Source organism: Roseicyclus marinus (genome assembly GCF_030163795.1).
Classification (GTDB): domain Bacteria; phylum Pseudomonadota; class Alphaproteobacteria; order Rhodobacterales; family Rhodobacteraceae; genus Roseicyclus; species Roseicyclus marinus.
This window is the reverse complement of record NZ_JASJOF010000001.1, coordinates 100,727-112,297: the sequence shown is the minus strand read 5'-3', so window position 1 is coordinate 112,297 and position 11,571 is coordinate 100,727. Positions and strand designations below refer to the sequence as shown.

The following is an 11,571-nucleotide window of genomic DNA, read 5'->3' as shown; positions in this document are numbered from 1 at the left end:
TGTCAATTAAAGTTTACACCTTGCCGCACTGCCCGTAAATCCTTGCCCCGCCCATTGCATCCGCCGCGCGACGCGGTCAAAGCTTGACCGCGGCACCTGACCCGCGGGGAGGGCGGATGGGTCACCAAGAACCAAAGCTCGACCTGTCACCACAGGTCTCGGACGAGATCCGCAAAACCACCTGCTACATGTGCGCCTGCCGCTGCGGCATCGACGTGCATCTGAAGCAGGGGCGCGTGGCCTATATCGAAGGCAACCGCGATCACCCCGTGAACCGCGGCGTCCTGTGCGCCAAGGGTGCGGCGGGCATCATGCAGGTCAACGCCCCCTCCCGCCTGCGCGCGCCGCTGCGCCGGGTTGGGCCGCGCGGGTCCGGCCAGTTCGAGGAAATCAGCTGGGAAGAGGCGCTGCAAACCGCCGTGGACTGGATGGCGCCCCTGCGCGAAACCGCGCCCGAGAAACTGGCCTTCTTCACCGGGCGCGACCAATCGCAATCCCTGACCAGCTGGTGGGCGCAGCAATTCGGCACGCCCAATTACGCCGCTCATGGCGGCTTTTGCTCCGTCAACATGGCCGCCGCGGGCATCGCCACGATGGGCGGCGCATTTTGGGAATTCGGCCAACCCGATTGGGAGCGGACGAAGCTGCTGCTCCTGTTCGGCGTGGCCGAGGATCACGACAGCAACCCTATCAAGATCGGGCTGGGCAAGCTGAAAGCGCGCGGCGCGCGGGTGATCGGCATCAACCCGGTGCGCTCGGGCTACAATGCGGTCGCCGACGATTGGTTCGCCATCACGCCCGGCACCGACGGCCTCCTGATCCTGTCGCTGATCCATTGCCTGCTCAGGGCAGGGCGGATCGACCTCGATTATCTCAGCCGCTACACCAATGCGCCGCTTCTGGTGAACGAAGACCCCGACAGCCCGGAAAACGGCCTTTTTCTGCGCGACGCGCAGGGCAAGCCGTTGGTCATCGACCGCGCGACCTCCCTGCCCGTGGCCTTCGACGCGGCGGGCGTGAAACCCGATCTCGCCCATGGCTACCGGCGCGCGGGCATCACGCACCGCCCCGTCTTCCGCATCCTTGCCGACCGCTACCTGTCGCCCGATCACGCGCCCGAGGCGGTGGCAGAGCGCTGCGGCATCTCCGCGTCCCGCATCCGCGCGCTGGCCGCCGAACTGGCCCGCGTGGCCTTCGACGAGACAATCGAGATCGACCAGCCCTGGACGGATTTCCGCGGCACAAGGCACGAAAAAATGGTGGGCCGCCCCGTCGCCATGCATGCGATGCGCGGCATCTCGGCCCATTCCAACGGCTTCCAGACCGCCCGCGCCCTGCACCTGTTGCAGATCCTTCTAGGCACGGTCGAGGTTCCCGGCGGCTTCCGCTTCAAACCGCCCTATCCCAAACCGATGGAGGCCCATCCAAGGCCCCACGCCACGGCCACGCCGGGCCAGCCGCTCAAGGGCCCGCATCTTGGCTTTCCCCAAGGCCCCGCCGATCTCGCACTAGATGCCCAAGGAAACCCCCAGCGCATCGACAAGGCCTTCAGCTGGGAAAACCCGCTCTCGGCGCATGGGCTGATGCATATGGTCATCGCCAATGCCCATGCGGGCGATCCCTACAAGATCGACACGCTCTTTCTCTACATGGCGAACATGGCGTGGAATTCCTCCATGGGCACGGCGCGCGTCATCGACATACTGACCGACACCGACCCGGATACGGGCGAGTATGTCATCCCGCGCATCATCTATTCCGATGCCTATTCCTCGGAAATGGTGGCCTATGCCGACCTGATCCTGCCCGATACGACCTATCTCGAACGCCACGATTGCATCAGCCTGCTGGATCGCCCGATTTCCGAAGCCGATGCCGCCGCCGATGCGATCCGCTGGCCGGTGGTGGCGCCCGACCGCCCCGGGCACGAAGGCGTGCGCGGCTTTCAATCTGTGCTGATCGACCTTGGGGCGCGGCTCGGCCTGCCGGGTTTCGTGAACCCGGACGGCAGTCCCACCTATGCCGATTACGCCGATTACATCACCAACCATCAACGCCGCCCCGGCATCGGCCCGCTGATGGGCTTTCGCGGCGACGGCACCCAGACGGGGCGCGGCGCACCCAACCCCGACCAACTCGCACGCTATATCGAAACCGGCAGCAACCACGTTCACCACATCCCGCCCGAGGCGCAATTCTTCAAACCCTGGAACAGCGCCTATCAGGATTGGGCGGTGACCCTCGGTCTCTATGACAGCCCGCAGCCCTATCTCTTCAACCTCTGGCTCGAGCCGCTCCGCCGCTTCCAGCTTGCCGCCGAAGGGCATGGGCCGCACCAACCGCCCGACCACCTGCGCGCGCGCATCAAGGCCACGATGGACCCCCTGCCCATCTGGTACGAACCCTTCGAGCAATCGGCAATCGGCCAAGATGCCTATCCCCTTCACGCGCTCACCCAACGCCCGATGGCGATGTATCATTCCTGGGGCAGCCAGAACGCTTGGCTGCGGCAGATCCACGGTGAAAACCCGCTCTATATTCCGACCAACCTCTGGGAAAAGCACGGATTTGCTGCAGGCGACTGGGCCCGTGTCACCTCTCCCCACGGCGCCATCACCGTGCCCGTGGCCCATATGGCGGCGCTGAACCCGAACACGATCTGGACCTGGAACGCCATCGGCAAGCGCGCGGGCGCCTGGGCGCTCGACCCCAAGGCCCCCGAGGCGACGCGCGGCTTCTTGCTCAACCACCTGATCCACGAGCTTCTGCCGCCAAAGGGCGATGGCCACCGCTGGGCCAATTCCGATCCGATCACCGGACAGGCCGCCTGGTTCGACCTGCGCGTCCGCATCGAAAAGGTGCCCGCCCCGAAACAGGCGCAACCCGCCTTCCCGCCGCTCATCTCGCCCGTGGGCCTTGGCCCCGCCACGCTGGCATGGAAGATCGGAAAATGACCCGCGCCGCCTTCATCTTGGCCCGAATACTCTCGGGGGGAGCGCGAGGGGGGCAGACAGCCCCCCTCGCTCCGGTCGACGCCAAAGGCGGCGAAACCTGCCACATGCCCGGGCGATCCACATGACCACCCACTTCGCCCCCTCCACCGACGGCACGGCCATCGCCTTTCGCACCGCGGGCGATCCAAAGGCTCCCGCCATCCTCCTCGTCCACGGCTGGGCGCAGGCGGGCCCCTGCTGGCAGGCCACGACCAACCGCCTGTCCGACCGGTTCCACATCGTCACGATCGACCTGCGCGGCCATGGCGCCTCGGACAAACCGGATGACACGGCGGCCTATACCGATACCGCGCTCTGGGGCGACGACATCGCCGCCGTGATCGCCGCAGCAGGCCTCACCCGCCCCGTCCTTGTCGGGTGGTCCTACGGCTCCCGCGTCATCGCGGCCCATCTGGCCACCCATGGCGATGCACATCTGGCCGGGGTCGTTCTGGCGGGCGGTATCCTCGCCATCGGCAAGGCCCGCGAGGATTGGATGGTCGGCCCCGCCTCTCCCGGCCTTGACCGCGATCTTTACACCGACGACCTGCCGCGCAGGCTCGCCGCCACATCCCGCTTCGTCGCGGCCTGCACCACCGAACCCCTCGACCGCACCACCTATGCCGAGCTTGTGGGCCTCAACATGCTCTGCCCCGCGCTCGCCCGCCGCGGGCTGTTCGCAGCCGACCTCGACCTGCGCCCGACCTATGCGGCGATGACCTGTCCGGGTCTCGTGATCCACGGGCTGTCCGATCAGGTCGTCGCGCCCCAGACAGGCCGCGCCGCCGCCTCGCTCATGCCCAAGGGCCGTTTCATCGGATACGAAGGGATCGGCCACGCCCCTTTCCTCGAATCCCCCGACCGTTTCGCCACCGATCTCGCGGAGTTCGCCACAGCCTGCCAGGCCCCGACATGACCAGCCTGCCCAAGGATACCCCCCGCAAGCTCGGCCTTGTCATCGACCTCGACACCTGTGTCGGCTGCCAGGCCTGCGTCATCGCCTGCAAGGGCTGGAACACCGAGAATTACGGCGCGCCGCTCTCCGATCAGGACCCCTACGGGGCCGATCCCTCCGGCACCTTCCTCAACCGTGTCCACGGCTACGAAATCACCCCCGACCAAGGCGCTGCGCAGCTCGTCCATTTCCCCAAATCCTGCCTGCATTGCGAGGATGCCCCCTGCGTCACCGTCTGCCCCACCGGGGCCAGCTACAAGCGTGCCGAGGATGGGATCGTGCTGGTGAACGAGACCGATTGCATCGGCTGCGGCCTATGCGCTTGGGCTTGTCCCTATGGCGCGCGGGAAATGGACCAGACGGCGGGCGTGATGAAGAAATGCACGCTCTGCATCGACCGCATCTACAACGAAAACCTTCCCGAACAGGATCGGGAGCCGGCCTGCGTACGCACCTGCCCGGCGGGCGCGCGCCATTTCGGTGACCTCGCCGACCCGGACAGCGCGGTCAGCCAGCTTGTCGCGGAGCGCGGCGGCTTCGACCTCATGCCCGAGATGGGCACGAAGCCCGTGAACAAATACCTGCCCCCCCGGCCCAAGGACCGGCTTGAGGAAACCGATATTCTCGCCCCCTTCCTCGATCCGGTCGCCGACAGCCCGCAAGGCTTCCTCGGCTGGCTCGACCGCGCGCTGGATCGGCTCTGACATGCATCCGGCACCCTCCGTCATCCTCTTCACCACGCTGTCGGGTCTGGGCTTCGGCCTCCTGATCTTTCTGGGCTTGGGCTTTCCGCCCGTGACCGGTTGGGTGGCCTTTGTCTTCTTCCTCATCGCCTATGCGCTGTCGGTCGGCGGGCTTCTGGCCTCCACCTTCCACCTCGGCCATCCCGAACGCGCGCTCAAGGCGTTCAGCCAATGGCGCACAAGCTGGCTCAGCCGGGAGGCATGGGCCGCCGTCGCGGCGCTGGTCACCATGGGGCTTTATGCCTTGGGTGCGGTGTTTTTCGGCACGCACCTTGTGCCGCTCGGCTGGATCGGCGCGGCCTTGTCGTTGGCGACCATCTTCACCACCTCGATGATCTATACCCAGCTTGGATCCGTGCCGCGTTGGAACCAGCTTCTGACACCGCTGCATTTCCTGTCGGCTGCGCTGGCGGGCGGCGCGCTTCTGGCGGGGCAACTGCTTGTCGCCGCGATCTTGCTTCTCGTCGCGCTGATGATCCAGCTTGGCCATTGGTCGGTCGGCGACAAACGCTTTGCAGAAGCGGGCCACACCATCGCCACCGCCACGGGCCTTTCAGGCGGACAGGTGCGGGCCTTTTCCCCGCCCCATACCGGCTCGAACTACCTGCTCAGGGAAATGGTGCATGTGGTGGGGCGCAAGCATGCGCGCAAACTGCGCATCCTCGCCGCCCTTCTGGGCTATGGCCTGCCGCTCGTCCTGGTGCTTGTCCCCGGCGCGGGCCACCTGCTCGGCGGTCTCGCGATCCTTGCCCATGTGGTGGGGATGGCCGCCTCGCGCTGGCTCTTCTTTGCCGAAGCCGAACATGTCGTCGGCCTCTATTACGGCAAGCGCGGCTGAGTACGCGGGCAATGCCGCCCCCGGTCGAATGCCGGAGGCGGCAAAGCGATTATTGCGCGTCTTTCCACGCCTGGTAACGCGCCTTGGTCTCTTCGTTCATCGGGTAAAGTCCCGGCAGCGGCACGCCGCGATCCACCTCGGTCATGATCCAGCCTTCCATCCGCTCCTGTTCGGGGGCCTCGGCCACCACCTCGTCCAGCAGGGCCGCAGGGATCAACACCGCGCCATCATCATCGACCACGATCACGTCATCGGGGTAGACCGCGACACCGCCGCAGGCGATGGGCTCCTGCCAACCGACAAAGGTCAGCCCCGCGACCGAGGGCGGCGCGGCCACGCCCCGGCACCAGACCGGCAGGCCCGTCGACAAAACCCCCGCCGCATCGCGCACCACGCCATCGGTGATCAGCGCGGTGACGCCCTTCTGCATCATGCGGTTACACAAGATGTCACCGAAAATGCCCGCATCCGTCACGCCCATCGCATCGGCCACCGCGATGCAGCCCTCGGGCATCGCCTCGATCGCGGCGCGGGTGGAAATCGGCGCGCCCCAGCTTGCGGGCGTCGCCAGATCCTCGCGCGCGGGCACGAAACGCAGGGTAAAGGCACGCCCCACCAGCCGCGGCTGACCGGACCGGATCGGTTGCGACCCGCGCAGCCAGACATTGCGCAACCCTTTCTTGAGCAGGATCGTGGTCAGCGTTGCGGTCGATACGCCCTTGAGCGTCTCGATGATCTTGGGGTCAAGCGTCATGTCGCCTCCTCTGCGATGACAGGCGCGCGCATCCCGTCCGGACCCTGCCATGCAGGGGCCGCATCCCGCCCTAAGGCGCTGCGCGCATGTGGGTGATCTGGTCGGAGTGAGAGGATTCGAACCTCCGACCCCCTGCTCCCGAAGCAGGTGCGCTACCAGGCTGCGCTACACTCCGACCGTGCCGCGCGGGATAGCGCCGCCGCCTCCCCAATGCAAGAGGCATAAGGCGCAGCGCGCCGGGCCCTATTCCGCCGGATCGGGCGCGTCGCGCATCATGGTGGACACGCGCGGTGCCACCGGCGTTCCCAACCGCGACCGGGTGCGCAACACGGGCGTCGTCAGCGACACGCCCAGTCGTGCCTCGCGCAGCACGATGTAGACGCCCGAGGCGATGATGATGCCCGCCCCGATGGCGGTGTTCAGGTCGACGTTCTCGTCGAACAGGATCACGCCATAGGCCGTGGCCCAGAGGATCTGGGAATATTGCATCGGCGCGACGATCACGGCGGGGGCCGCGCGATAGGCGAGGATCAGGAAGTGCATCCCGATCAGCGACAGCACCGCGATCACGGCCAGCCCCACCATGTCGATAAGCGGCATGGGTTCGTAGACGAAGGGTAAGGCCGCGCCCATGATCGCGAAATTCCCCAGCATCGGATACAGGATCAGGACCACGGTCCGCTCCTCCCGCCCGACCTTGCGCATCACCACGGCGGCAAAGGCACCGGTGAAGGCCGACAAGAGCGCCGCCGCATGGCCCAGCGTCAGCGGTTCCGACCCCGGACGCAGCACCACCATCACCCCGACCAGCCCGACCAGCACGGCAAGGCCCCGTCGGATGCCCACCTTTTCGCCCAGCATCGGGATGGCGAAGATCGTGATCAGAAGCGGTGCGGCGAACAAGATCGCATAGGTCTGCGCCAGAGGCAGCACCGTGAAGGCGTAAAAGGCCGTCAGCCCGGTCACCACCACGGCCAGCGTCCGCAACAGCGCCCAGACCGGGTATTTCGGCACCAGATTCGCCTCGGACGTGTCGCGGGCAAGGATGATCGTGACCAGCGGAAAGCCGAACAGCACGCTGAAAAACACGATCTGCACCGGCGAATAGCTGCCCCCCAACGCCTTGATGATCACGTCATGCGTCGCGTAGACGCCGAACGCCAAAAGCGCGAGAAGCGCGCCGCGGAGAATGGAACTGCCTTCGGTCATGTCGCGACCTTGCCTCGCACGCGCCGGAAGGTCAAACGGGGCAAAAGGCGATCAGCGGCGCAGCGCCGGAAGACCCACGCCCGCAGCCTCGAACCCGCCATCCACCGCAAGGCTTTGCCCGGTGATGTAGCTGGCGCGATCCGAACACAGGAACACGATCGCCTCGGCGATCTCGCGCTCCGACCCGTAGCGGTTCAGCGGGATCGCATCGTGATAGGCGTCGATGATGTCTTGCGTATGTACCGCCATCGCCAGCTTGGTCCGCACCGGCCCGGGGCAGACGCAATTGGCCCGGATGCCGTATTCGCCCAGTTCGACGGCCTGCTGCTTGGTCAGGTGGATCACGGCGGCCTTGGACGTGCCATAGGCCACCCGAAGCGTCGAGGCCCGGAGCCCCGAGATGGAGGCGATGTTGACCACCGCCCCCCGTGCCGTCTTGAGCGCGGGCGTCAAGGCCTGCGTCATGCGGAACACGCCATCGAGGTTCACGTCCATCACCGCGCGCCAGCGGTCGAATCCGGTGTCCTCGATCGGTCCGAAGTCGGCGATGCCCGCGTTGTTCACCAGCGCGGCCAGCCCCTCGGGCCCCGCCACCTCCTGCACCAGCCGGGCCACGTCCTGCCCGACGGATACATCGGCGACCACGGCGACCGCGTTGTCCAGACCTTCCGCGGCCTCGCCCAGCGCCTCCGCGTCGCGGTCCACCATGACCACGCGCCAACCTTCTTCAAGGAACAGGCGCGCGGTCGCCAGTCCGATGCCCCGCGCCGCCCCGGTGACCAGCGCGGTCCGCATCTCAGACACTCGCGGCGAGCTTGGCCACGATGGCATCGCCCATCGCGGCGGTCGACACCGGCGTGCCGCCCTCGGGGCCCATCAGGTCGGCAGTGCGCACGCCATCGGCCAGAACGGCGTTCACGGCATGCTCCAGCCGCTCGGCCTCCGCGCCCAGATCGAAGGAATAGCGCAGCGCCATCGCGAAACTCAGGATGCAGGCGATGGGGTTGGCCTTGCCCTGTCCCGCGATATCAGGGGCAGAGCCATGCACCGGCTCATACAGCGCCTTGGGCCGGCCATTGGCCATCGGCGCGCCAAGGCTGGCCGAGGGCAACATGCCCAGCGATCCGGTCAGCATCGCGGCCAGATCGGACAGCAGGTCACCGAACAGGTTGTCGGTCACGATCACGTCGAACTGCTTGGGCCAGCGGGTCAGCTGCATCGCGCCTGCATCTGCATACATGTGCGACAGCTCGACATCGGGGTATTCGGCATCGTGGATTTCCTGCACCACGTCGCGCCACAGCACGCCCGATTCCATCACATTGGCCTTTTCCATGGAACAGACCTTGTTGTTCCGCCGCCGCGCCATTTCGAACGCCGACCGCGCCACGCGGGCGATCTCGCTTTCGGTGTAGCGCTGGGTGTTGATGCCGACCCGCTCGTTGCCTTCGCGGATGATCCCGCGCGGTTCCCCGAAATAGACGCCGCTCGTCAATTCGCGGATGATCATGATGTCGAGGCCCGCCACCACGTCCTTTTTGAGCGACGAGAAATCGGCCAGCGCGTCGAAACACTGTGCCGGGCGCAGGTTGGCGTAAAGGTCCATCTCCTTGCGCAAACGCAGCAGGCCGCGCTCGGGCTTCACGCTGAAATCGAGCTTGTCGTATTTCGGCCCGCCCACGGCGCCCAGCAGAACGGCGTCCACCTCCTGCGCCTTTGCCATGGTGGCATCGGTCAGGGGCGTGCCATGCGCGTCATAGGCGCAGCCGCCCACCAGGTCTTCGGACACGTCGAAGGAAATGCCCCGCGTTCCGAACCAGTCGATGACCTTCCGCACCTCGGCCATCACTTCGGGGCCGATCCCGTCGCCGGGAAGGATCAGGAGAGAGCGGTCGGTCATGGTCATTGGTCCCTTGGCTGGATTGGTCAGCCTCGCCTAGCCAAGCCGTGACGGGGCGTCAAGCAAGCCCGCTCAATCGCGGGGCCAGTCAACATCGATCCAGACCAGCCGGTGATCCGACGCCAGCGCCGCGACCGAGGCGGACAGCGCCCCCTCCTCTCCCTCGGGCCACAGGACGCCTGCCCCCGTCACCGCCAACCCGGTGGCCGGCAGGATGTAATCGACCCGCAGATCTCCCGGCACGGGCTCGGGCCAATCGGCGGTCTCGGTCCCGCCACCGGGGCGGCGCGGTACCACGTCCTGCAGGCGCGGATGATCGAGCAGGGCGCGCAATCCCTCGGGCCGCCCTTCGCCCCGCTCGGGATCGACGTTGAGCGTGCCGATCACCGCGAAATCGCGGGCGGCAAAGGGCAGACCGGCGGGCGACCAGCCATCCAGATACATGGCCCAAAACCGCAATTCATCGGCGTTGCGCCAGCCGTTGCGATCCTCCGGCCCGTCAAACACCGGCGGCGTGGCATGAAGCGCCAACAGGTGTAGCGGCCCGCCCGGCACCTCCACCGCCACATCCCATGCGGCAACGCTGGCCAGCCGCAGAACCGGCAGCGCCGCCTCGGGCAGGACAGCGGGCGCGGCGCTGCCGGGTAGGTCGGCCCACACCATTCCCGAGAAATCCCGCACCGCGCCGATCGGATAGCGCGACAGCACCGCCATCCCGCCTTGGCCGTTGAAATGGCCATAGCCATGCCCATCCCGCGCCCGCCAACTGCGCCCGTCCCCATCGATATCGACACCCGTGGGCCACCCGGTGTTGGGCCGCAGCGCCAGACGATGCGGATAGGACAGGCCCGCCGCTTCCAGATCGCGGCTCAACGCCGCCAGCGCCGCACCCTCCGCGTCGAAATCCACCTCCTGCAAGACGATGACATCGGCCCCGGCCGCGACGATCACCGCGACGCTTGCGGCGATCTGCGCATCGCCGCCGCGCGTGATGTCGCGCAGCAACAGGCCCGGACCATCCCGCGTCAATTGCGTGTGAAAACTGGCGATCCGCAAGGTGTCGGCCCCGGCAGGCAGGGCCAGCAGACCCAGAGCGGCGGCGAGGATCAGGCCGGTTGCGGCGCGTCCGACAAGACGCCGGCCACCAACCGCGCCCGCCTTTCGCGGATCATCTCCGCGACGCGCAACATGGCAAGGCCGCGCATCACCATGCTCAGCGGCAGGAACATCCACAGGGCAATCCCCCAGACCATCACCTGCGGCGAGGTCAGGATCAGCAGGTCGAAATGCCCCGCAACCTTCAGACCCGCCACCGGCAGAATGAATGTCGCCGCAAGCCCTAACAAAATATTAACGCGCGCATCCCGGTTGAGCCGCGCCACCACGTCGCCGCCCATCGTGGGATCGAAGGTCGGCAGGTTGACCCAGACGTTGAACGGCTGGCCCCGGTTCGGCCAGTGCCGCAGCCGCAAAAGCCCCCAAAAGACCGCCAGCCCGCCCAACATCACCAGAAAGGCCAGACCGGCCATCGCGGTGATCTGTCCCCCGGACAGGGCCGCGCCCTCTTGCGGCACCTGTGCAAGCACCACCGCCAGCGGGCTCCATGCGAAATCCATCAGCTGTCCCGGCACCATGCCCAGCGCGGTCAGAACCAGAACGAGGCTTGTGTCCCCGACGCCTTGCGCGCCCCGCGCCACAAGGCTCAGGACGATCAGCATGACGAAAAGGGACAGCACCCGCACCCGGTTGAACGGCGGCGCGTCGCGAAATTCCACAAGGGCGGGAAAGGTCGAGCCGTATTCCAGCGCGGTGAAGGCGCCAAAGGCCAGCGCGATCAGCATCACGACTTGCGCGGCTTCCTCGGTCGTGCCGGGTACAAGCAGTGATGGGGTCGACACGACCACCACCACGAGCAACGCCCGGAGCAAAGCACCCAAGACCCTCGTCAGCACGAACACTACCTCAACAGCGGCAGGGCTTTTCCCCGCCATTTTCGCCCCATCCGCGGTAAAGCCTCGCAGACAAAGCATTCTTGTGAGGGGGAAGGTGCCCAAACCCGGCTGAAGTCGCAAGATTTTGAACGTGATTAAGACACATTTCCGCCCCATTCGCGGGGCGGGTGTGTGCGCTTTGCATCACCGAGGCAGACCGGCGGCATCGCCGCAGCCGGTCTCCGGCG

The 11,571-nt window shown here is 66.7% G+C and carries 10 protein-coding genes and 1 tRNA gene; 4 read left to right on the top strand and 7 right to left on the bottom strand.

Annotated elements, in window-relative coordinates; translation table 11 throughout:
• The first annotated feature begins 116 nt into the window (after nucleotides 1-116).
• The 4 genes from QQK63_RS00600 (at nucleotide 117) to QQK63_RS00585 (ending at nucleotide 5,529) form a co-directional block, all read left to right on the top strand.
• Nucleotides 117-2,954 (top strand): molybdopterin oxidoreductase family protein, encoded by a 2,838-nt coding sequence (locus tag QQK63_RS00600; RefSeq protein WP_277827918.1) that lies wholly within the window; start codon nucleotides 117-119, stop codon nucleotides 2,952-2,954.
• 121 nt (nucleotides 2,955-3,075) lie between these two features.
• Nucleotides 3,076-3,909, top strand: coding sequence for an alpha/beta fold hydrolase (locus QQK63_RS00595; RefSeq protein WP_277827920.1), 834 nt, complete (start codon nucleotides 3,076-3,078; stop codon nucleotides 3,907-3,909).
• A complete protein-coding gene (locus QQK63_RS00590; RefSeq protein WP_277827922.1) occupies nucleotides 3,906-4,652 on the top strand; it encodes a 4Fe-4S dicluster domain-containing protein in 747 nt (248 codons plus the stop codon). The genes QQK63_RS00595 and QQK63_RS00590 overlap by 4 nt, the downstream gene beginning before the upstream one ends.
• A 1-nt stretch (nucleotide 4,653) precedes the next feature.
• Nucleotides 4,654-5,529, top strand: a complete 876-nt coding sequence (locus tag QQK63_RS00585) for a dimethyl sulfoxide reductase anchor subunit family protein (RefSeq protein WP_277827924.1) — start codon at nucleotides 4,654-4,656, stop codon at nucleotides 5,527-5,529.
• Nucleotides 5,530-5,578: 49 nt separating this feature from the next.
• On the opposite strand, the gene QQK63_RS00580 is transcribed toward QQK63_RS00585, so the two are convergent.
• From QQK63_RS00580 to QQK63_RS00550, 7 genes are all read right to left on the bottom strand, one after another.
• Complete coding sequence (locus QQK63_RS00580) at nucleotides 5,579-6,283, bottom strand: ribonuclease activity regulator RraA (protein WP_277827926.1); 705 nt, start codon at nucleotides 6,281-6,283, stop codon at nucleotides 5,579-5,581.
• Between the two features lie 98 nt (nucleotides 6,284-6,381).
• Nucleotides 6,382-6,458, bottom strand: a tRNA-Pro gene (locus tag QQK63_RS00575).
• A gap of 68 nt (nucleotides 6,459-6,526) precedes the next feature.
• The gene (locus QQK63_RS00570; RefSeq protein ID WP_277827928.1) at nucleotides 6,527-7,492 is read right to left on the bottom strand and encodes a DMT family transporter; all 966 of its coding nucleotides are present in this window, start codon (nucleotides 7,490-7,492) and stop codon (nucleotides 6,527-6,529) included.
• Nucleotides 7,493-7,543: 51 nt separating this feature from the next.
• Nucleotides 7,544-8,287, bottom strand: a complete 744-nt coding sequence (locus QQK63_RS00565) for an SDR family NAD(P)-dependent oxidoreductase (protein ID WP_277828176.1) — start codon at nucleotides 8,285-8,287, stop codon at nucleotides 7,544-7,546.
• A 1-nt stretch (nucleotide 8,288) separates the two neighbouring features.
• Entirely contained in the window at nucleotides 8,289-9,392 is a 1,104-nt protein-coding gene (gene leuB, locus QQK63_RS00560; RefSeq protein ID WP_277827930.1) for a 3-isopropylmalate dehydrogenase, read from the bottom strand.
• Nucleotides 9,393-9,464: 72 nt separating this feature from the next.
• Nucleotides 9,465-10,397 (bottom strand): endonuclease/exonuclease/phosphatase family protein, encoded by a 933-nt coding sequence (locus QQK63_RS00555; protein ID WP_348540424.1) that lies wholly within the window; start codon nucleotides 10,395-10,397, stop codon nucleotides 9,465-9,467.
• A gap of 101 nt (nucleotides 10,398-10,498) precedes the next feature.
• Entirely contained in the window at nucleotides 10,499-11,344 is an 846-nt protein-coding gene (locus QQK63_RS00550) for a hypothetical protein (RefSeq protein ID WP_277827932.1), read from the bottom strand.
• Nucleotides 11,345-11,571 lie beyond the last annotated feature (227 nt).

Coding starts and splice junctions, on each gene's coding strand:
- QQK63_RS00600 (WP_277827918.1), top strand. CDS start 117: ATGGGTCACCAAGAACCAAAGCTCGACCTGTCACCACAGGTCTCGGAC.
- QQK63_RS00595 (WP_277827920.1), top strand. CDS start 3,076: ATGACCACCCACTTCGCCCCCTCCACCGACGGCACGGCCATCGCCTTT.
- QQK63_RS00590 (WP_277827922.1), top strand. CDS start 3,906: ATGACCAGCCTGCCCAAGGATACCCCCCGCAAGCTCGGCCTTGTCATC.
- QQK63_RS00585 (WP_277827924.1), top strand. CDS start 4,654: ATGCATCCGGCACCCTCCGTCATCCTCTTCACCACGCTGTCGGGTCTG.
- QQK63_RS00580 (WP_277827926.1), bottom strand. CDS start 6,283: ATGACGCTTGACCCCAAGATCATCGAGACGCTCAAGGGCGTATCGACC.
- QQK63_RS00570 (WP_277827928.1), bottom strand. CDS start 7,492: ATGACCGAAGGCAGTTCCATTCTCCGCGGCGCGCTTCTCGCGCTTTTG.
- QQK63_RS00565 (WP_277828176.1), bottom strand. CDS start 8,287: ATGCGGACCGCGCTGGTCACCGGGGCGGCGCGGGGCATCGGACTGGCG.
- leuB (WP_277827930.1), bottom strand. CDS start 9,392: ATGACCGACCGCTCTCTCCTGATCCTTCCCGGCGACGGGATCGGCCCC.